Below are 20,979 nucleotides of genomic sequence, written 5' to 3'. Positions count from 1 at the left end.
GGCCACGCAAGACACTTAAAATAAAGCGATGATTTCTACCAGAAATGTTTAAGCAAAAATGAAACATCATCGGACCGATCTGCTCGACACCCGACGCCTGCGCCTGCTGCACGAGCTGAGCCTGCGCGGCACGTTGTCCGAGGTCGCCGAGGCGTTGCACCAGAGCCCGTCGTCGATATCCCAGGCGCTGAGCCAGCTCGAGCGTGAGGTCGGGGTGCCGCTGTTGGAGAAGGTCGGGCGTCGGCTACGGCTCACCCCCGCGGCCGAGGTGCTCGTCGAGCACACCGCGGTCATCCTGGCGCGGCTCGAGCAGGCCGCCTCCGATGTCGCGGTGCAGAGCGACGAGGCGTCCGGCACCGTCCGGCTGGCGGTCTTCCAATCGGCAGCCTCGGCCTTCATGCCACAGATGCTGACGGAGTTGGCGACGCGCCATCCGCGTCTGCGCGTGACGATGTCGCAACGCGAACCGGAGCAGGCGCTCTACGAGACCTGGCTGCGCGAGTTCGATCTGGTGATCGCCGAGGAGTATCCGGGGCACGCCGTGCGCGCGTATCCCGACCTGCACCGGGCACCGCTGACCACCGACCTGCTGCGGCTGGCCGTCCCACCGACCGGCGACCCCTGGGACCGGATCTCCTCGGTCGCAGACGCCGCCGATCTGCCGTGGACCATGGAGCCCGAAGGCACCGCGTCCCGGCACTGGGCCGAACAGCTTTGTCGGCAAGCCGGTTTCGAGCCCGATGTCCGCTTCGAGACCGACGACCTCGAAGCGCAGATCGCGCTGATCGAGAACGGCAATGCGGTCGCGATCCTGCCCGACCTGATGCGGGTCCGGCGCCGGCCGGATGTGCGCGTCGTCGACGTCGATCCGCGCCGGCGGGTGGTGTTCACAGCGACGCGGACCGCCATCAGCAAGACGCCGGCCATCGTGGCGTGCCGAGCGGCACTGGCTTCGGCTGTGCCGCCGCAGCTCGACGTGGACTGACGCCTAGATCGGCGTTTCCTTGGTGTCGTTGACGAATCTGCTCAACAGCACGTCGAGCTGACGCAGATCGTCCGCGGTCCAGTCGGCCAGAGCCCGCGCCAGGTGTTCGCGACGCACGTCCTGCAGCGCATCGGCCGCCCGCCGGCCAGCCTCGGTCACCTGCACGATGGAGACGCGCCCGTCGTTGCCGTCGGCGTGCCGGGTGACGTGGCCCGCGTCGACCAGGGCCTGCACGCGCCGCGTGGTCATGCCGACGTCCATGTGCGCGGTGGTGGCCAACTGCCCGACGGGCTGCGGCCCTTCATCGATCAGCACCCGCAGCAGCGCGTAGGACGGCTGCGACAGTTCGGTGTCGGCACTGATGGCCTGGCGCTTGAAGGCCACGCGGCTCAGGCTCAACCGCACCACCTGCGCGAGAGCGGCACTGATCGAATCCACCGAATCCATCTTGCGTTTGGATGCCCTACTCGACGCCACTGCGCGCTCCGCTCTGCAGGTCCCGGACGCACGCCCGCACCGGCTGATCCTCGTTCTCGTCATCACTGACCGGCGGCAGCACAACCCCGTCCGCGATGCCGTTGTACTTGGCGCGCAGCAGATCCGGCAGTTGATCGTATCGCCCGGCCGTCACCAACTGATCGAGCACGACGTCGCCGAGCACTGTGGGCAGATCGTCCCACCGCTGCGCCTTGATGAGGGCACGGAGGTCGTCGGCCAAGTCGTGCCAGCCCTTGCGTTTCAGCGTCGCCGCATAGGCCGGCGTCGAGAGCAGGAACGCCAGCATGCGGCGCTGTCGCTCACGTTCCTGCTCGACCAGCACGTCGGTGCTGCCGGTGGCGACTGCGGTCGACGCCACGAGCTCCGGTAGCCCGGACCGGCCCGCGGCCTCCGCTCCGCGCTGAAGCGCCGGGCGCACAACGTCTCTCAGATAGTCCGGATCGGAATTGGTCGAGTGCGTGACGACGCCGTCGGCCACCCCGCCGGCCAGTTCACACATCCGGGCGTTGACCGCGCCCAGCCAGATGCGGGGCGGCGCCAGGTCATTCGGCCCTGGATTGAAGTACGGCTGGAGGCGGGTGATGCGGTAGGCGTCGCCGTCGTGCTGCACGGGCCCTCCCGTCCGGAACGCTTCGAAGATCGCCTTGAGGGCACCGACGTATTCGGCCATCCGCGCCCGCGGTTCGCTCCACGGCATACCGAACCGGTCTTCGATGTTCTGCCGAATCTGGGTACCGAGGCCCAATTCGAATCGCCCACCGGAGAATGTCTGCAAGTCCCAGGCCGCATACGCGGTGAGCATGGGGCTGCGGACGAACGCGAGGGTGACGGCCGTGCGGATGGTCAGCCGTTCGGTGTGTTCGGCCGCCAGGAGCGCCACGGCCAGTGAGTCGTGCGTCGTCTCGGCGATGTGCAATCCGTCGAAACCGAGCGCCTCGACCCGGCGTGCGTAGGCCGGCACCTGGGTCAACGGCATCTCAGGTGACATGGCGGCGAATACCTGCATACGCGGGGACGCTAGTCAGACTGATTGACATTGTCAATTGATTGACAAAGTCAACTAACCTACTTACGTTGTGGCCATCCCCATTCCGATTCCACGGCCGAGGAGCACCCGTGTCACGTTTCTACTTCGATTGGTCCAACTACGTCACGATGCTTCGGCTACTGCGGCGGGACGCCCGGCAGCAGCGGCGGTGGGCACCCTTTGCGCGTTTCGCCATCGGCGTGCCACTGATGGCCGGCATCCACGCCATCTGTTTCGCGCTCGACCCGCTGCTGTTTCCATCGTTGCGCCGCACCGAGGTTCGCGCTCCGACGTTCTGTATCGGCCACGCCCGTAGCGGGACGACGTACCTGCACCGCTTGATGGCCGAAGACCCGCAGTTCAGCTATGCCCTGATGTACGAGCTGTTCTTTCCCTCGTTATTGGAAAAGAAGCTGCTGCGCTTGGTGTTTCGCATCGATGCGGCGACCGGCGGGCGGCTGCGCCGCCGGCTCGACGACATCGAGGAGCGGGCGTTCGCACCCACCGAGGACATCCACAAGACCGGATTCTTCGTGCCCGAAGAGGACGACGCGTTCCTGACCTGGTCGCTGAGTTCCGGGTTCTGGATCGTCGCGTTCCCCTATATGGGCGAGCTGGACTTCTATCACGTCGACCGGTGGCCCGCCCCGAAACGACGCCGCATGATGGCGTTCTACAAGGAATGCGTCCGGCGCCAGATCGCCCTGGGCGGCGGAGGCACTCACCTGAGCAAGAACCCGACGTTCTGCGGCCGCGTGGAATCCCTGATCGAAACCTTCCCTGACGCGAGATTCATCGTGCCGATGCGCAATCCGTACGAGACCATCCCCAGCCTGCTCAAGCTCATGCAGACGGAGTGGTCGCTGCGCGGGCGCGATGACCGCCTGATCGCCGGCTCCCTGCGCGTTCTTGCCGATCAGTCGGTGGACACCTACCTGCACCCGCTCGAGGTCCTGGCGCGTCATCCCGAGGTGCGGGCCAGCGTGGTCGACTACCGCGAACTAGTCGGCTCACCGTCGGTGACCATGCGCCGCGTCTACGACGACCTCGGCCTCGACGTCGGCCCGGAAGCCGACCAGGCTTTCACCGCCGCCGACCGCCGCCCCGGCCACGAAACAACGCATCGATACAGCCTGGCTGAATTCGGCCTCGATCCACATGACATCCACCGGCGCCTGGCCGGCCTGTTTGACGAATACCAGTGGGCCACCCTGGAAGAGGACAAAGGAGAAAGCAACGCTCATGTCAGCTGAACTCGAAACCATGCGCGCGGCGTGGACCGACATGATGGCCGCGCTGGGCCGCGCCCGCGATGCCGTCGACTCCCCCGACCTGCACGCACCACCGGTGACGTCCCTCGGTGTCGCCGAAGGTTACCGGTATCTCGTGGGTTTCGCGTTCAGTGCCATCGAGCGTGCCTTCCAGGAGGACCCCGAATTCCCCTACTTCCGTCGCGCCATCCAGCCCATCGACAAGGCCACCATCGACAACGCCGACGCGCTGTATCTGTCGGCCGCCATCGACGGTGCGCGCAGCTACGTGATCCGCGGCTCATTGGGGCCAAATGCGCCGCACTACCTCATCTTTGAGACGCACACTGTGTATGCGGGCGACACCGGCTCATTGGCCGAGCTGGTGCCCGGTGGACGCGTCGTCACCGGAATGCTGGACTCCCCAGCGCTTCTCGTCGACGACGACGGTCGGTTCGAGATCCTGCTGGCGCCGCAGCGCCCGGAGGGCCACACCGGCAACTTCATCGCCACCGCGTCTGACGGGAACACCGCGGGATATGTCATCGCGCGCATGCTTTTTCACGACTGGGAGCACGAAGTCTGCCCGGACCTGCACATCGCGCAGATCGGCGCCGAGGGTGCGCATCCGGCACCGCTGACCCCTGCCGGTACGGCGGCCCGGCTGCGACGGATCGGTGACCTCGTCGAGAACCAGATGAAGTTCTGGAATGAGTTCTACGACGTCGTCCTCGAAGCCCACGGCGACAAGAACGGTGACGGCATCACCTTCATGCCCCGCAACGCGCTCAACGCACCCATGCCCGCCAACCTCGCGACCGGCGGCGGCCAGTGCACCAACGTCTATTCGGGCGGCACCTATGACCTCGGGCCTGACGACGCGCTACTGGTCGAGCTCAATGTGCCTGTGCCACCGGCATATCTGGGCTTCCACCTGTCGAATCTGTGGGGCGAATCGCTCGACTACGCCAATCATGTCAGCAGCCTCAACGGATTTCAGACCGAGCCCGACCTGGACGGCCGGCTGCGCTACGTCATCACCGGCGTCGACCCGCAGGTGCCGAATTGGCTTGACACCGCCGGACATTCGCAAGGGTTCCTCACCGTCCGGTGGACGTACAGCGAGCCGCCGGCGGAGTTACCGACCGCAACCGTGACGGTGATCAGCCGCGACGAGGTGCGCAAGCACCTGCCCGAATCCACCCGCACCGTCAGCGCCGACGAGCGTCGTGAACAGATCCGGATCCGGCAGAAGCACGTCCAGCGGCGCTATCGCCAGTACTGAGCACCTCGCGATACGTAGAACTGTCCCTTTCTCTTGGAAGGGACAGTTCTACGTATCGCGGAATTCAGGCGAGCCGCGCGACCGCGGCGGCGACGCGCTCGTCGGTCGCGGTCAGCGCGATGCGTACGAACTCCTCGCCGGCCGGCCCGTAGAACTCACCGGGGGCGACGAGGATGCCGCGCTCGGCCAGCCACGCGACCGTCGCACGGCCGGACTCGCCGCGGGTGGCCCACAGGTAGAGGCCGGCCTCGGAGTGCTCGACGGTGAAGCCCGCGCCGCGGACTGCCGTCAGCAGCGCGTCGCGCCGCTTGGCATAGCGGTCGCGCTGGATGCGTTCGTGTTCGTCGTCGTCGAGGGCGGCGACCATGGCGGCCTGCACCGGCGTCGGGACGATCATCCCGGCGTGCTTGCGCACCTCCAGCAGTTCGGCGACCAAGGCCGGGTCACCCGCGACGAAACCGGCGCGGTAGCCCGCCAGCGACGACGTCTTGGACAGCGAGTGCACGGCCAGCAGTCCGGTGTGGTCACCGTCGCAGACGTCGGGGTGAAGCACCGACAACGGCTGCGCGTCCCACGCCAGGCCGAGGTAGCACTCGTCGGACGCGATGACGACACCGCGCTCGCGCGCCCAGCCCACAACCTTGCGCAGGTGGTCGATACCCAGCACCTTGCCGGTCGGGTTACTGGGCGAGTTGAGGTAGACCAGTCCGGGCGTCTGTGGCCCGATCTGGGTCAGCGAATCCGCCCGGAGCACCTGGGCACCGGCCAGGCGCGCGCCGACGTCGTACGTCGGGTAGGCCAGCTCGGGCACGACGACGGTGTCGGCGGACCCCAACCCCAGCAGGGTCGGCAGCCAGGCGATGACCTCTTTGGTGCCGATGACCGGCAGCACCGCCTGCTCCGGCAGACCGGTGACGCCGTAGCGGCGCTCGAGGGCAGCCACCGCCGACGCGCGCAGGGCCGGAGTACCGGCCGTCGCCGGGTAACCCGGCGAGGCACTGGCAGCGGCCAGCGCCTCCCGGATCACCGGTGCAACGTCGTCTACGGGCGTGCCGACGGACAGATCGACGATGCCGTCCGGGTGGGCACGCGCGGTCGCGGCTGCGTCAGCCAGGGTGTCCCAGGGGAACACCGGCAATGCAGCCGAGACTCTGGTTCTAGCGGACAGGGTCACTCGCCCTGCGGCGCGAGATCCTTGACCGCCTGCGGGTCGTTGTCGGTCTGGCCGACCTTCGACGCACCACCCGGCGAGCCGAGCTCGGCGAAGAAGTCAGCGTTGTTCTGGGTGTATCCACTCCACTGATCGGGGACGTCGTCCTCGTAGTAGATGGCCTCGACGGGGCAGACGGGCTCGCAAGCGCCGCAGTCCACACACTCATCGGGGTGGATGTACAGCATGCGTGCACCCTCGTAGATGCAATCGACCGGGCATTCCTCGATACATGCCTTGTCTTTGACGTCGACGCAGGGTTCGGCAATGACGTACGTCACCGGTAGTTCTCCTGTTCCAGTGGGCTGCTGGCTCGTCAGGAATCAACGAGCAGACGTCAGTATGGTGCGCCCGTACCGAGGCGTCTGGCTCAGTGTTACCTAACTTACGCGCCGGGGCGCGTGGTTACTGACACTAGCCGTTGCAGATACTTTCGACCAGTTGCCTCCACAGGTTTTTACGCGTGTCATTTTTGGCTTTGCAATTTGTTGCATAGGACCGTCGGTAGCACCTAGTCTCGTGCTGTGGCCCTCCCCCACGCCATCCTGGTGGCACTGTGCGAACAAACCGGTTCCGGTTATGAACTGGCGAGCCGCTTCGACCGGTCGATCGGCCACTTCTGGGCGGCCACGCATCAGCAGATTTACAAGACGCTGCGCACCATGGACGCCGACGGCTGGGTCAGTGTGGAGGTCGTCGCGCAGCACGGTCGGCCGGACAAGAAGGTCTATTCGGTGACCTCAGCCGGCCGGGCCGAGCTGGAGCGCTGGATCGCCGAGCCGCTCACCGGCCGCGGCAGCTCCGTGACCGACGCCCGCACCCGCGAGCTCGCGGTGAAGCTGCGCGGTGCTTCGTACGGCTCCGCGGAGAGTGTGGCCGCGCTGCACGACCAGATTCACGCGCTGCGCGCCGAACGCGCCGCACTGCTCGACACCTACCTCGGCTACGAGAAACGTCAGTTCCCCGATCCCGCCGCACTCACCGGCAGTGCACTACATCAGTACCTGGTGCTGCGCGGCGGTATCCGCGCCGAGCAGGGATCGGTGGACTGGTTGGACGAAGTTCTACTCGCACTAGAAGGAACCCGATGACTGCGCCGCATTCAACGCCCTATCCGAACCTGTTGTCGCCGTTGGACCTTGGCTTCACCACACTGCGCAACCGGGTGATCATGGGTTCGATGCACACGGGCCTGGAGGACCGCGCCCGCGACACCGGCAAGCTCGCCGAGTACTTCGCCGAACGGGCCCGCGGTCGCGTCGGGCTGATCATCACCGGCGGCTACGCCCCCAACCGCACCGGCTGGCTTCTGCCGTTCGCCGCTGAGATGTTGTCGTCCTCCGACGCCCGTCGGCACCGGCGGATCACGGGCGCGGTGCACGCCGAAGGCGGCAAGATTCTGCTGCAGGTGCTGCACGCGGGACGCTATGCGTACCATCCGCTTTCGGTCAGCGCGTCGTCGATCAAGGCCCCGATCAACCCCTTCCGGCCGCGCGCGCTGCGGGATGTCGACGGAACCATCAACGATTTCGTGAAGTGCGCGCTGCTGGCCCGCGAAGCCGGCTACGACGGCGTCGAGATCATGGGCAGCGAAGGCTATCTGCTGAACCAGTTCCTGGCGCCGCGGACCAACAAGCGCACCGACGCCTGGGGCGGGTCACCCGAGAAGCGCCGCCGGTTCCCGGTCGAGATCGTTCGGCGCACCCGCGAGGCCGTCGGCCACGACTTCATCATCTGCTACCGGCTGTCCATGGCCGACTACGTCGAGGACGGCCAGACGTGGGAGGAAATCCTCACGCTGGCAACGGAAATCGAGGCCGCCGGGGCGACGATCATCAACACCGGCATCGGCTGGCACGAAGCGCGCGTGCCGACCATCGTCACGTCGGTGCCGAACAGCGCGTTCGCGGACATCAGCAACGCGGTGGCGCAACACGTCAGCATTCCTGTGGTGGCGTCCAACCGGATCAACATGCCGCAGTCCGCCGAACAGATTCTGGCCGACGGTGCGGTGCAACTGATCTCGATGGCCCGGCCGCTGCTGAGCGACCCCGACTGGGTCCGTAAGGCGCAGCACGACGCCGCCGACGAGATCAACACCTGCATCGCCTGCAACCAGGCCTGCCTGGACCACGCATTCGTGCACAAGACGGTGTCGTGCCTGCTGAATCCGCGGGCCGGGCATGAAACGACGTTGGTGCTGGGCAAGACACGGGTGACGAAGCAGGTGGCGGTGGTCGGTGCCGGACCGGCGGGCCTTGCCGCTGCTGTCACGGCTGCTTCTCGTGGACATGAGGTCACGCTGTTCGAGGCCGGTGACCATATCGGCGGCCAATTCGACTTGGCCCGAAGGATTCCCGGCAAAGAGGAGTTCAATGAAACCCTCCGCTACTACACCACGATGCTGGCCAAGCATCGTGTGGACGTGCGGCTGGGCGTGCGGGCTTCGGTGTCGGAATTGTCGGGGTTCGACGATGTCGTCCTGGCCACCGGTGTCGCGCCGCGGATGCCCGCGATACCGGGCATCGACCATCCGATGGTGTTGTCGTACGCGGAGGCCCTGACGGGAGCAGCGGTCGGCAAACGGGTCGCCGTGATCGGTGCCGGCGGCATCGGTTTCGACGTCAGCGAGTTCCTGACGGTCGACGAATCCCCCACGTTGAACCTCAAAGAGTGGCGGGCCGAATGGGGCATCGCGGACGGCGGCGACTCGCGCGGCGGGTTGGCCACCCCGATCCCGCTGCCGCCGGCCCGCGAGGTGTACCTGCTGCAGCGCACCAAGGGTGCCCAGGGCCGCGGCCTCGGCAAGACGAGCGGCTGGGTGCACCGGGCATCGGTCAAAGCCAAAGGCGTGCAGCAGCTTTCCGGCGTGAACTACGAGAAGATCGACGACGCCGGGCTGCACATCAGCTTCGGGTCGGACCGGTCCGGGGCGCGTGTGCTGGAGGTCGACAACGTGGTGATCTGCGCCGGCCAGGAGTCGGTGCGGGACCTCGAAGACGGCCTGCGTCAGGCTGGGATCGAACCGCACGTGATCGGGGGCGCGGCTGTGGCCGCTGAGCTGGATGCCAAGCGCGCCATCCGGCAGGGCACGGAGCTGGCCGCGCGGTTGTAGCCCTCCTCGCGAGCAGACCAAACTGTCAAATTTCCCGACGAATTCGACAGTTTGCGTCTGCTCGCGAGGGGTAGCCGCCCCGTGGTGTTTCTTACCACAGAAACCTTCAGTCGATATCCCGTACTCGGCGGGTTCATACGTTCGACGGACAACCAACTGTCATCCGAACATACGCATTTTCAGCAACCGAATCGTCGGGCTCGGTTTGCGCCCGAACACCACCCTGTCCCCTGCTAATCTCCAGCACGAAATCAGCTGTCAGGCATGTCCATAACCGCTGGTATCGCATAACAAAATGCCGATGATCGTGCAGTTGAGTCTCTAGTGGACGCGCTCGATTTCCCTTCCGGAAATCGTCACGCCACCGTGAGACTCGCAAAGGGGAGGGCAGCGATGGGGTCAGCAAGGTACATCGGTCGTGTCGGGGCGTTGGCTGCTGCTTTGGGCGTCGGTCTCGGCGTAACACTCAGCACCCCGGTGGCTTGGGCTGACGCCACCTCCTCAGCGACCGGTTCGAGGCGTTGCCGCCCAATCAATACACGGAGGTAAGGGCGAATATCGGACTGGTCCTCAATGGAACTCTCATTGATGGGACCAATGGCACGGGTGGTGGCTGGTAGCCCTGATCAAAACCGCCCTAAGTGTTGCTGTGGCTGGGGACGTTCGAGACAAGCCAGGTCACGCGAGCCAAGGTGCGCAGGACCCTCGCGACCTAGCACAGCGTCTGTTCGCGGGCAGGGTCTACAAGCTGAAGCCACCCCACACCGCCCGCGCCCCGGTGTGCCCGATGCGCACAATCTGGTAGATCGAGGCCAGGCCGATGACCAGGGCCAACACCGCCACCACGACGCGAGCCAGCTTCTCTTTGTCTCCGAGACGCGCACCCCACCGGTGCAACACCGCAATCAAGACCGACACCACCAGCAGGCCGATGACGAAAAAGACTGCGGTATCACCGAGTTCGGCATGCTCACGCAGGACCGGGTTCTTGGGCAGCTGCTGGATCAGTGCCTCGCCGGCCTCGATGGCGAACGGCGTCAGGATGACGGTCACCACCGACAGAGCCAGCGTCAGCCACACCAGCCGCTCCCGGGCGGCCGTCCACACGGCGCACATGATCGTCAAGACGGCCGTCAGCGGCGTGAGGATGACGATCGCGTGCACAAGCAGAGGATGCGCGGGCAGGTCACCAATGGTGTTCACGTGTCAAAGCGTGACACTCGCAGCGCGCGAGCGTGCGCAAAGTGCACGCGACACACCGCGAAAGCCCGTACAAACACGGCCGCTCGCGGGAGAGGGCGCACCACCCACACCCGCTCGCGGGAAAAGCTAAGCAGCCAGGGGCGAGTAATCGGTGCTGCGCTGGCGGGCCGGGCGGCCGATGCCCTCGGCGATGGCAACCAGTTCGGCGACGGTCTTGGCGGATCCGTTCTCCGAACCGGCCATGCGGGAGATGGTCTCCTCCATCAGCGTCCCGCCGAGATCGTTGGCGCCGCCCTGGAGCATCACCTGGGTGCGCTCCACGCCGAGCTTGACCCACGAGGTCTGGATGCTCGGAATCCTGCCGTGCAGCATGATTCGCGCGAGGGCGTGTACGGCGCGGTTGTCGCGGTGCGTCGGCCCCGGGCGCGCCCCGCCGGCCAGATACAGCGGCGAGGACTGGTGCACGAACGGCAGCGGCACGAACTCGGTGAAACCCCCGGTCTTGTCCTGGATCGACCGCAGCACGTTCAGGTGCCCCACCCAGTGCTTCGGGGTGTCCACGTGCCCGTACATCATCGTCGACGACGACCGCAGCCCCACCTCATGCGCCGTGGTCACCACATTGATCCACTCGGCGGTCGGCAGCTTGCCCTTGGTCAGCACCCAGCGCACCTCATCGTCGAGAATCTCGGCGGCGGTACCCGGGATGGTGTCCAGACCGGCCTCCCGCAGCGACGTCAGCCACTCCCGTACCGACATCCCACTGCGCGTCACGCCGTTGGCAATCTCCATGGGAGAGAACGCGTGTACGTGCATCGACGGCACGCGCTTCTTCACCGCACGCACCAGATCGGCATACCCGGTGACGGGCAGCTCCGGGTCGATGCCGCCCTGCATGCACACCTCGGTGGCCCCGGCGACGTGCGCCTCCCAGGCCCGGTCGGCGACCTCGTCGACCGACAGCGAGTAGGCATCGGCGTCACCCTTGCGCTGCGCGAAGGCACAGAACCGGCAGCCGGTGTAGCAGATGTTGGTGAAGTTGATGTTCCGGTTCACCACGAAGGTGACGTCGTCGCCGACGACGTCCCGACGCAGCGAATCAGCAAGCGCGGCAACAGCATCCAACGCCGGACCATCAGCAGTGGCCAGGGCAAGGTACTCGTCGTCGGTGCAGCCGCCCGGGTTGCGTTCCGCCGACCGCAGCGCGGCCAGCACGTCGGTATCGATCCGTTCCGGGGCCCGGGCCGCCAGCTCGGAGACCTTCTCCCGAATGGACTCCCAGTCGCCGAACGCGCTGCCGAGGTCGCTGCGCGTCTCGGTCCGCCGGCCCTCGGTGTCGATCGCGGTGTGCAGATCGGTGCGGCCCAACGACTCTGACGCCTCATCGGGCTCCTGCCACGGCATCCCCACGGGGTTGACGTCGCGCGCCCACCCAGTGTCGGGATCGGCCAACGCATCCACATGCCCGCGCACGCGCGGATCGATCCACGCCGCCCCGGCCTGCACGTACGACGGCTGCGCCGTCAACCGCTGCACCAGGTCATAACCGGCCTCAGCAGTCACGGAAGCCAGATCGTCCAGCGCCGGCCACGGACGCTCCGGGTTGACGTGATCGGGCGTCAGCGGCGAGACACCGCCCCAGTCGTCGACGCCGGCACCGATCAGCGCCAGGCACTCCTCGCGCGACACCAGATTCGGCGGCGCCTGGATCCGCATCTTCGGGCCGAGCACCAGGCGCGCGACGGCGATGGTGGCCAGGAAATCGTCGATCCCGGCATCGGGGGTCGCGGCCATGGCGGTGTGGTCCTTGGCCCGGAAGTTCTGCACGATGACTTCCTGCACGTGCCCGAATTCCTTGTGCGACTTGCGGATCGCATGCATGGTCTCGGCCCGCTCGGTGAGATTCTCACCGATACCGACCAGCAGACCCGTGGTGAACGGGATGGACAACCGGCCGGCATCGTCGAGCGTGCGCAGCCGCACCGCCGGATCCTTGTCGGGGCTGCCGTAGTGCGCCAGGCCCTTGGTCTCGAACAGCCGCCGCGACGTCGTCTCGAGCATCATGCCCATGGACGGCGCGACGGGCTTGAGCCGCGACAGCTCCGACCACGACATCACGCCCGGATTCAGGTGCGGCAGCAGACCGGTCTCCTCCAAGACACGGATCGCCATCGCCCGCACGTAATCCAACGTGGAGTCGTAACCGCGTTCGTCGAGCCACTGCTTGGCTTCGTCCCAGCGGTCCTCCGGACGGTCGCCCAGGGTGAAAAGCGCCTCCTGGCAACCCAACTCGGCACCCCGGCGGGCGACATCGAGAATCTCGTCGGGCTCCATGTACATGCCCATGCCCTGGGCGCGCAGCTTGCCGGGCACCGTCACGAACGTGCAGTAATGGCAGGTGTCGCGGCACAAGTGGGTGACGGGGATGAAGACCTTGCGCGAATACGACACCGGCAACCGGCCATTGGCACCGCGGCGTCCCGCCGCTTCCAGCCCGGCGTCACGCACCCGGGCGGCACTCGCACAGAGGTCGACAAGGTCGTTGCCGCGGGCCGTCATCGCGATCGCGGCCTCGTCCACATTTAGCGAGACACCGTCACGAGCGCGCCGCAAAACGCGACGTAAGGCGGACGAAGAGGGCGCGGCGAGCGGTGGGACCACGGGGATGGGCAGGTCTGCGCCGGTCTGGGGGTTCAGAGCCACTTCCGTGTAACCCCGATGGTGTCGACGATCATCCACGCGTCTCACATTCTGAAACCACTGCGCCTGGCATACCGGCCACAGTAGCCGCAGCTCGTCGGCGCGTCGCGGCCCCCATACCCCGACACATACAGCAAACACGCAGACGGCTAGGAGATTTAGTGACGACCGCGTAAGTTCATACCGTCGGGACGGGAAATCTTCAAGGAGTCACGGTGTCCGTTTCTATCCGTTCATATCTGATGGCCGGCGCCGCCGCGGCGACCGCCACAGCCGTCGCACTCACCCCGATCCAGGTGGTTCCCGCCGATGTCGCGGTCCCTGCGCACCCGACCTCCGTCCAACCACATCTGACCGAGGCCATGGTCAAGCTGCTGGCCGCGGCAAGCAACATCACCCCGCCGGCGCCGCCCACGCTGCCCGGCGCGGGCGTCGTCCCCAAGGTCGGACCGAACCCGTTGGCGGCGGCGCCCCTGGCCTCCGCACCCGTCGTCGGCGTACAGAACGCAGCCAGCGACTGGCTGACCAACGCGTACGTCAACATCCAGGCCTGGGTCGACTGGGGTGTGGACTACGCCACCGATGTCATGTACTGGCTCGGCTGGTTCGTGCCGTTCTCGGGCACCATCGCCGCACAGACCGACATCTTCTACTACACGCTGATCAGGCCGATCTCCGACAACATCTTCTACGGCGCGGTCGTCCCGATCGTGAACAATCCGCTGAACCTCGGCGTCTGGGCCAACGGCATCTGGAACGCGGCCCGCTGGTCGGTCTCCGACGTGGTCAACTTCGGTATCGCCGAGTTCAACTACTTCTTCGGCTGGCTCATCCCGCCGATCCCGCCGCTGCCGCCCATCGGGCCGCTCGCCGCCACGCAGCCGCCGAACCTCGCCGCTGCCGTCAAGACCGCGCTGACCAACCTGGCCTCCGCTTTGAACCCGGCAAAGGCCCCCGCCAAGTCGGACCCGACGGCCAAGATCGCACCGACCGCCGCGCTGACCGAGAAGCCCGCCGAGACGCCGACCAAGGCCGACGAGAACGGCAAGACCGACGAGAAGGGCGCGGCCACCGAAGCTGAGCAGCAGCCGACGTCTCCGAACGCCGACGAACCGAAGACCGAGACCAAGCCCGATCCGAAGGCTGAAACCAAGGGCGACGAGCCCAAGACCGATCCCAAGGCCGGCGCTCCGGCCGCGGGCGAAACCGAGGGACCGGCGGCCGACCCGCAGGATGAGGTCAAGGCTCCCAAGCCCGTCAAGAAGCCGGGCAAGAAGGCCGGCACCAAGAACGCCGAGGACAACCAGGCCACGGACGCCACGGGTACGACCGACACGAAGCCCGGCAAGCCGCGTGGCGGCAAGGCCACCAAGAACGAGAAGGGCACGAAGGCCCAGACGGGCGCCGGCCAGAACAGCGGTGCGGACAACCACGCCGCACAGGGCTGAACCTGCCGGCGCGGTGCGCCGATCTCCTCTTGTCGCATGTTCGATCTGAGGGCGTCAGCTTTCCTTGACCGTCAAGGAAAGCTGACGCTTCCGGGCAAGAGGTACCGAGGGAGAGGCATCGCTGATCTCCGTTGATCGCGCGCGGAGGTGCTGCCCACCGAAAACTCCCGGGTGATGGGCCCGAATCCCGGCGTTGTGCAAGAAAAGCGCGTCACGGACGGCGTCTACGCGAGCGCCGGCCGTTAACCCGACAAATCAGCCTGCCGCCGAACATTGCGCCACAGCACCACGCCGGGCGGTGTCGCGCCGAGAAGCAGGAAGATCAGCGGCGATGCCTGCATGATTCCGCGGCCGCCGAACACCACATCATCGCCGGGGCCACCGAGAAGCAGCAGCACGACGGTCGACAGCCACACCCACATCGGGAGCGCAGCCAAGCGGGGATGAGAAGTCCATTGCAGGGCCGCCCAGACCAGGGCGGCATTGACCAGCCCACTGATCAGGGCGCTGATCGGGAACGGCACCGGGCCGAGATAGAGCGGCAGGAACAGTGCACCGGCGACAGCCGACAAGGCGCCGTCGAACGCGAGTACACCGAGCATCACTGTGCGCGCCCGACCAGAATCGGTGCGCGACGGAGCAGACGTCAGGTCGGGATGCTGTCGAGCAGCGCCACCAAGGAACCCACGACCCACTGGAAGCGGTCGCCACGGTCCTGCTGATGCTGCAAGTTGGGATCCAGATCCGAGTCCATGGCGGCTACCCTACTACCCCCGGTCCGGGTGTCACGCCAGGTTTATCCCGCTGAGTAGGTCAGTTTCGAAACCACGGCCGTCGCGCTCGCCGGCGGCGCCCTCGACCAACACGTAGTGCTCAAGTGCGCTGATCGGCAACGCGATGTTGTTGGACAGGGCAAAGACGCGGCCGGTCGGCTCGACCGTCACCTGCGTCTGATGGGCGCGCATGGCGGCCACCTTGGCCGGCAGGCTCTCCGGGACATCGATGACGGCATCGATGCGATGGCTGAGATCGAATGGCAGTGCACCCGCCGGAATCCGCACCCAATCCTCGGGCAGCTCGATGCCGTTCAGCGCCTCCAGCCCCTCGGCCATCGACTCGCCGTCCATCACGGTCCAGTAGAACTTCGGCACCTGCCAGGGCTCCCCCGGGTGCCCGTCACCCGATGACGCGGCGACGGCGGCCGTCGTCACCCGGTGCGCCTGGATGTGGTCAGGATGCCCGTAACCACCCTGGGGGTCGTAGGTGACGACGACGTGCGGGCGGAAGTCCCGCAGCACGGCCACCAACTCAGCGACCGCCTCGTCCATGTCGGCGTCCGCGAACCGTTCGTGGTGCCGCGCTGGGCTGCCCTCCATGCCGGAGTCGCGCCAGCGCCCGGCCCCGCCCAGATAGCGCGGCTGATCAACACCCAATTCCTTGAGCGCCGAAGACAATTCGCCGATGCGGTAACCACCCAGCTGGTCGGCTGCGTCGACCGCCAACTGCGCCCACTGCGAGCCGATGACCTCGCCCTCTTCGCCCAGGGTGCAGGTGAGCACCCGCACGTCGGCGCCGCGGGCCGCGTAGTGCGCGATGGTCGCTCCGGTTGTCAGTGTCTCGTCATCCGGATGGGCGTGGACGAACAGCAGCCGTGGGGTCTCCATATCCCCCAGGCTGGCATACATTCACCGGGTGACGCGACGTGCGCTGGAGTTCGGGAGTGCGGTGCTGCTCACCGGCCTGCTCGCCGGGGTTGCCGGGGCGATCACCGTCTCTCTGTTGCACGCGATCGAACATCTCGCCTACCACTACTCGTACGGCCTGTTGCTCGACGGCATCGGCGCCAGTTCACCGGTCCGGCGCGCGCTGGCGCCGGCCATCGGCGGGGCGCTCGCCGGCCTCGGCTGGTGGCTGCTGCGCCGTCGGAGCGGCGTGCCGTCGCTCTCGGCGACCATCGCCGGGAAAAAGCCGATGCAGCATCTCCCCATGGCGGCCGATGCGGCCCTGCAGGCCCTGGCCGTCGGCTCCGGTGCCTCGTTGGGCCGCGAAACGGCGCCGCGCCAATTGGCTGCCGTCCTGAGCAGTTACGGCACGACGTGGCTGGGCCGGCTGACCTCGTCGACGCTGGGCACACTCACCGCGCGCGACCGCGAAATCCTGCTGTCCTGCGCCGCCGGTGCGGGCCTCGGCGCGGTGTACAGCGTGCCGCTGGGCGGCGCGTTCTTCGCCGCGCGCGTCATGATGGGCACCTGGCATCCCAAAGTCGTTGGCACGGCACTGATCACATCCAGCCTGGCGGTCGCGGTGTCGCACCCCGTCACCCATTTCGAGCGCGACCTGACCTGGCCGGAACCGGCACTGTCGTACCAATTCACCATGCTGGCGCTGGCCATCGCACCGCTGGCGGTGGTGATCGGGCTGACCTTCAACCGGTTGATGACACTCGCCGGGCCGAAACCGCAGCTGACCTCCTGGGTGCTCATCCCGGGCGTCGCCCTGGCCGGGCTGATCACCGGCCTCTGCTCCATCTACCGGCCCGAACTGCCGGGCAACGGCCGCAGCGTGTTGATCGTCAGCGTCGACGCCCAGCTGAGCCTCGCCGCTGCGGCGGTGCTCCTGGTTCTCAAGCCACTGCTCACCGCGCTGTACCTGCGGGTCGGCGCGGTCGGCGGTCTGATCACCCCGGCCCTGGCCACCGGCGCGGCAGCGGGCACCGTCGCCACGTTCGCTCTCAACAGCCTCGCCGACACGCACCTGCACGTGCCCGCGATGGCCCTGACATGCGCGGCCGGCGTCCTCGCGATCACGCAGCGGGCACCGGCATTCGCGGCGCTGTTCGTCTGGGAGCTCGCACATCCACCGATATGGCTGCTGCTGGTTTTCGCGGTCGCCGCGTTCTCGTCGCACGGCATCCGGCTGCTGCGCGAACAGTCCGCCGCTCGGGCGAAGGCCACTGAGCCGAAACCTGCTCAGGACAAGATCAGGGAATCTTGACCCACTTGCCGGCGTCGCCCACGATCCCGATCGGGACGGCACCGGTGAGGCTGACGTTCTGCACCGTCGGCCCCGCCGCGACGATTGTGGTGTCCTGCAGGATCGGCAGCACCGTTTCCATCGCCCACAGCTTCGGCTCCAGTTCATTGAGCACGTCGGCGATCTTCTCGGTGCCGGCCAGCGCCGCGTCGATCCTGGGCTGAATCGCGTGGTCGCAGATCCCGGTCAAGTTACTCGGGGCCTGCACCAGCTGATCGCCGCCGAGTGGCTTGGGCAGCGGAATGGTCGGCGCGGTCGATGTCACCGAGGGCGACGGCGGCGGGGGCTGCGGCACAACGGTTTTCGAGGTGGACGTCGAGGTCGACGGGGGCTGCGGCGCAGGTGCGGACGGCGTCGCGGTGGAGACCGTCGTCGCATCCAACCCCGGGCAGCCGTACCGGGATGCCAGCACCGTCGCCAGATCGCCGCCGGCATGGCGCCAGCCGACGATCGCGTCGACGCGCTCCATGCCGTCCGCGTAGAGCACCACCGGATCCATCGCCAGCACCGAGGCCTCGATACCGACGCTACGCAGTTGGTCGGCCGCGGTGTTCGCCACCGCGACCGAGGTCGGGTCGTTGGCGGCGACGCCGATGGCCAGCCCCAGCGGCTTGCCATCCTTGACCAGGCGGTCGTGACCCGGTGGCGGTGGCGTACCGGGAGGCGCCGGTGGCGCGACGGCGGACTCGATGTTGTAGCCGGCCTGGTGCAGCAGGTCCATCGCGGTATTGCGGTCGAGCGCGGGCGGCGCCGTCGGCACGTAGCCGGGGTCCGACGGAGTGCGGACCTGAGCCTGCGCCAGCGTGACGGTGTTGTCGCTGCCGGCACCGACGGCCGCCAGCAGGCCGACGTCGAGCAGGCCCAGCAGCGCCTTACGGACCTGGGTGTCGGTCAGTCCCGGCCGCTGCGCACGCAACGTCAGCTGCATGACCCGCGGCGTGACGATCCGCGCCGTGCGGACGCCGGGGATGGCCGCCAGTTGCGCGAACGTCGCCTGCCCGCCGTGCACCTGCGCCACCTGGGTATCGCGGTTGCGGATCGAATCGGCAAGGGCCGCAGGCGAACCCCCGCGCCGGAACAGCACCTGGTCGGGCACCGACGGCACGCTCCAGTAGCGATCGTTGCGCGCCAGCAGGATTTCGTCGCGCTGCGGGTCGATGCTCTCGACGCGGAACTGGCCGCCGGTGACCGGCATGGCGCGGGCCAGGCCGGCCCCGAAGCCGCCCGGCACGTCCTTGACGATGTGCGCCGGCAGAATGTTGTTGAACAGCTCGCGCCACGCCGGGTACGGCCGGGCGAAGGTCACGACGGCCGTCTTGCCGCCGTCGACCGACTGGACGCCGGTCACCAGGTCGTAGCCGGCCGGGTCGACGACACCGGGCTGGCTGACCATCTGCCGCCACTGGTACCAGTAGTCGTCCGCGGCGATGGGCGCGTTGTCGGTCCACTGCGCCTCGGGGCGGATCTTGTACGTCACGGTGAACGGGCTCTGGTTGGTCACCGCGGCCGACACGAGCAACGACGTGTCCAGTTCCCAGCGCGACCCCGACGGTGACGCCGGATCGGCGATGGGCCGGAACGAACTCGGCAGGACCAGCGCGGAGATGGCCGCGTTGACCGGCGACTGGTCGGACTGCAGATGCGGATTGAACCCGGGGCCGATCCAGTCGATGGCCATGATGATCTGGTTCATCTTGGGCGGCGGCGGGACGACGGTCTTGGTCGTCTCGGTGCTGCGCGGCGCCGGCGGCGGGCTGACGGTGCAGCCCGTCAGCGCCAGAACCGACACCAGTGCGCCAGTCGTCATCAGCTGGCGGCGGGCGGTCGGCACGAGAGTCAGGGTATCGGCAGGGTGGGCTCCGGCGCCCAGGCGCCCACGATCACCGTGGTCCACAATCAGCGGTATGGGCCTGCTGCCGAAGCCGTACACACCGCTTTCCGATGCCGACGTCGCCGATGCCCTGAGCCGCGCCGTCGCGGTCATCAACCCGTTGCTGGGGGTGCTGTCGCAAGCCGATCCGATCGGGCTACGCAGGCGCACACACCGGCTGCTGCGTCCACCGCGCGGGCTGGGTGACCTGGTCCGGCGGCTGCGCGTGCGGCACCGTCGCGCTGAGGCCGGTCGCAGCCCCAGCACCACCGATCGTGCGCTGAACGCCGGCGCCCATCTGATGAACGCCGCCGACCTTCCCGGCACGGCCTCCTGGGACCGCATGAGCCGCGACGAACACATCCACTGGTGGGTGCACCGCGTCGGCGCGCTGAACACGCTGCTGGTCGCGACGCCAGGGGCCTTCGGTTGGCTGGCCCGGGTGCTGCCCGTCAGCGAGTTGGCCGGGTTCGTCAACCACGCCATCGTGTTGTGCGCGGTGGCGCGGGAATACGGCGTCACCGATCAGCGCGAGCAGGTGCGTCTGCTCGCCGAGGTGTTGTGCCATCGTCAGCTGCCTGCGGACTTCTCCGTGACGGCACCCGAACCTGAGCCGCTGCCCGAAACGCCGCCGCCGGGCTTCAAGCCGCTGGAGGCCATCACGTCGTCGATGCCGGTGGTCATCGTCAAGACCGTCTGGCAGCTGGCCGGCATCCTGCGCGCGACGTTCGACGAGATCGCCAAACGGCCACAGCCGACGAAGTGGTGGCAGCGCCTGAGTGCCCTGCCGTGGGTCGGTGCCGTGTCGACGTACTTCGGTGAGCGCGGCGCGCTCATCAAGGCCGCCCAAGACGGCGTCACCTGGCTGGAGCAGAACGAAAAGGCCGGCTAGCGCACGTCGCGAAAACGCGTGCGGCAACCGGCCTTTCGGCTTGGTGAGAGTTAGTTGCGGGCCTTCTCGCGGGCCTTGGCGCGGGCACGCAGGCTGGCGGTCAGCTCGACCTTGCGCACGCGTACGACCTCGGGGGTGACCTCGACGCACTCGTCCTCGGCGCAGAACTCCATGGCCTGCTCCAGGCCGAGCTCCAGCGGACGCGCCAGCGTCTCCATGACGTCGGCGGTCGAGCTGCGCATGTTCGTCAGCTTCTTCTCGCGGGTGACGTTGATGTCCAGGTCCTCGGCGCGCGGGTTGATGCCCACGACCTGGCCCTCGTAGGTGTCCTGGCCCGGCTCGACGAAGAACTGACCGCGGTCGGCCAGCTGGATCATCGCGAACGGCGTCACCGAGCCGCTGCGGTCGGAGACCAGCGAGCCGGTGTGGCGGGGGCGGGGCTCGCCGGCCCCCGGGCGGGAGC

General features: G+C 67.5%; 17 protein-coding genes and 1 pseudogene. 8 read left to right on the top strand and 10 right to left on the bottom strand.

Annotation, left to right across the window (positions count from 1 at the left end; translation table 11 throughout):
* The first annotated feature begins 58 nt into the window (after positions 1 to 58).
* A complete protein-coding gene (locus EB75_RS23340; RefSeq protein WP_083612528.1) occupies positions 59 to 985 on the top strand; it encodes a LysR family transcriptional regulator in 927 nt (308 codons plus the stop codon).
* Positions 986 to 988: 3 nt separating this feature from the next.
* Here EB75_RS23340 and EB75_RS23335 read toward each other — a convergent pair whose 3' ends face one another.
* Both EB75_RS23335 and EB75_RS23330 read right to left on the bottom strand, forming a co-directional pair.
* Positions 989 to 1,432, bottom strand: coding sequence for a MarR family winged helix-turn-helix transcriptional regulator (locus EB75_RS23335; RefSeq protein ID WP_073697642.1), 444 nt, complete (start codon positions 1,430 to 1,432; stop codon positions 989 to 991).
* Between the two features lie 16 nt (positions 1,433 to 1,448).
* Complete coding sequence (locus EB75_RS23330; protein WP_073697641.1) at positions 1,449 to 2,489, bottom strand: TIGR03617 family F420-dependent LLM class oxidoreductase; 1,041 nt, start codon at positions 2,487 to 2,489, stop codon at positions 1,449 to 1,451.
* 149 nt (positions 2,490 to 2,638) lie between these two features.
* On the opposite strand from EB75_RS23330, the gene EB75_RS23325 reads away from it, so the two are divergent.
* Positions 2,639 to 3,763 (top strand): sulfotransferase, encoded by a 1,125-nt coding sequence (locus EB75_RS23325; protein ID WP_073697690.1) that lies wholly within the window; start codon positions 2,639 to 2,641, stop codon positions 3,761 to 3,763.
* Complete coding sequence (locus tag EB75_RS23320) at positions 3,753 to 5,045, top strand: DUF1214 domain-containing protein (RefSeq protein ID WP_073697640.1); 1,293 nt, start codon at positions 3,753 to 3,755, stop codon at positions 5,043 to 5,045. The genes EB75_RS23325 and EB75_RS23320 overlap by 11 nt, the downstream gene beginning before the upstream one ends.
* Positions 5,046 to 5,109: 64 nt before the next feature.
* Here EB75_RS23320 and dapC read toward each other — a convergent pair whose 3' ends face one another.
* Positions 5,110 to 6,213 carry a succinyldiaminopimelate transaminase gene (gene dapC, locus EB75_RS23315; protein ID WP_073697689.1) on the bottom strand — a complete coding sequence of 368 codons (1,104 nt, stop codon included), beginning with the start codon at positions 6,211 to 6,213 and terminating at the stop codon, positions 5,110 to 5,112.
* Positions 6,214 to 6,215: 2 nt separating this feature from the next.
* Entirely contained in the window at positions 6,216 to 6,536 is a 321-nt protein-coding gene (gene fdxA / locus EB75_RS23310) for a ferredoxin (RefSeq protein WP_029121628.1), read from the bottom strand.
* Between the two features lie 243 nt (positions 6,537 to 6,779).
* On the opposite strand from fdxA, the gene EB75_RS23305 reads away from it, so the two are divergent.
* Positions 6,780 to 7,346, top strand: coding sequence for a PadR family transcriptional regulator (locus EB75_RS23305; RefSeq protein WP_073697639.1), 567 nt, complete (start codon positions 6,780 to 6,782; stop codon positions 7,344 to 7,346).
* The gene (locus tag EB75_RS23300; RefSeq protein WP_073697638.1) at positions 7,343 to 9,370 is read left to right on the top strand and encodes an NADPH-dependent 2,4-dienoyl-CoA reductase; all 2,028 of its coding nucleotides are present in this window, start codon (positions 7,343 to 7,345) and stop codon (positions 9,368 to 9,370) included. Before EB75_RS23305 ends, EB75_RS23300 begins: the two co-directional genes overlap by 4 nt.
* A gap of 741 nt (positions 9,371 to 10,111) precedes the next feature.
* Here the strand turns inward: EB75_RS23300 and EB75_RS23295 are convergent.
* Entirely contained in the window at positions 10,112 to 10,573 is a 462-nt protein-coding gene (locus EB75_RS23295; protein ID WP_073697637.1) for a DUF2231 domain-containing protein, read from the bottom strand.
* Positions 10,574 to 10,699: 126 nt separating this feature from the next.
* On the bottom strand, positions 10,700 to 13,276 hold the full coding sequence (locus EB75_RS23290) for a bifunctional FO biosynthesis protein CofGH (protein WP_073697636.1): 2,577 nt from the start codon (positions 13,274 to 13,276) through the stop codon (positions 10,700 to 10,702).
* 212 nt (positions 13,277 to 13,488) lie between these two features.
* On the opposite strand from EB75_RS23290, the gene EB75_RS23285 reads away from it, so the two are divergent.
* On the top strand, positions 13,489 to 14,721 hold the full coding sequence (locus EB75_RS23285; RefSeq protein ID WP_142239779.1) for a hypothetical protein: 1,233 nt from the start codon (positions 13,489 to 13,491) through the stop codon (positions 14,719 to 14,721).
* Between the two features lie 242 nt (positions 14,722 to 14,963).
* Here the strand turns inward: EB75_RS23285 and EB75_RS23280 are convergent, their stop codons facing one another.
* Both EB75_RS23280 and mshB read right to left on the bottom strand, forming a co-directional pair.
* Positions 14,964 to 15,416 carry a hypothetical protein gene (locus EB75_RS23280; protein WP_073697634.1) on the bottom strand — a complete coding sequence of 151 codons (453 nt, stop codon included), beginning with the start codon at positions 15,414 to 15,416 and terminating at the stop codon, positions 14,964 to 14,966.
* Between the two features lie 90 nt (positions 15,417 to 15,506).
* Positions 15,507 to 16,385, bottom strand: coding sequence for an N-acetyl-1-D-myo-inositol-2-amino-2-deoxy-alpha-D-glucopyranoside deacetylase (gene mshB / locus EB75_RS23275; RefSeq protein WP_073697633.1), 879 nt, complete (start codon positions 16,383 to 16,385; stop codon positions 15,507 to 15,509).
* A gap of 28 nt (positions 16,386 to 16,413) precedes the next feature.
* On the opposite strand from mshB, the gene EB75_RS23270 reads away from it, so the two are divergent.
* The gene (locus EB75_RS23270; protein ID WP_073697632.1) at positions 16,414 to 17,715 is read left to right on the top strand and encodes a chloride channel protein; all 1,302 of its coding nucleotides are present in this window, start codon (positions 16,414 to 16,416) and stop codon (positions 17,713 to 17,715) included.
* On the opposite strand, the gene EB75_RS23265 is transcribed toward EB75_RS23270, so the two are convergent.
* Positions 17,702 to 19,561 (bottom strand): ABC transporter family substrate-binding protein, encoded by a 1,860-nt coding sequence (locus EB75_RS23265; RefSeq protein WP_073697688.1) that lies wholly within the window; start codon positions 19,559 to 19,561, stop codon positions 17,702 to 17,704. The two genes, EB75_RS23270 and EB75_RS23265, sit on opposite strands and share 14 nt — an antisense overlap.
* Before the next feature lie 97 nt (positions 19,562 to 19,658).
* Here EB75_RS23265 and EB75_RS23260 point away from each other — a divergent pair, with 97 nt between their 5' ends.
* Positions 19,659 to 20,516 carry a hypothetical protein gene (locus EB75_RS23260; RefSeq protein WP_073697631.1) on the top strand — a complete coding sequence of 286 codons (858 nt, stop codon included), beginning with the start codon at positions 19,659 to 19,661 and terminating at the stop codon, positions 20,514 to 20,516.
* A gap of 50 nt (positions 20,517 to 20,566) precedes the next feature.
* Here EB75_RS23260 and EB75_RS23255 read toward each other — a convergent pair.
* Positions 20,567 to 20,979 (bottom strand): annotated as a pseudogene (locus tag EB75_RS23255) (translational GTPase TypA); the annotation flags it as partial.

The sequence above is a fragment of the Mycobacterium sp. ST-F2 genome, assembly GCF_001905655.1.
Classification (GTDB): Bacteria; Actinomycetota; Actinomycetes; order Mycobacteriales; family Mycobacteriaceae; genus Mycobacterium.
The sequence above is the reverse complement of the archived record's forward strand: the minus strand, read 5'-3'. Positions and strand labels throughout refer to the sequence as shown.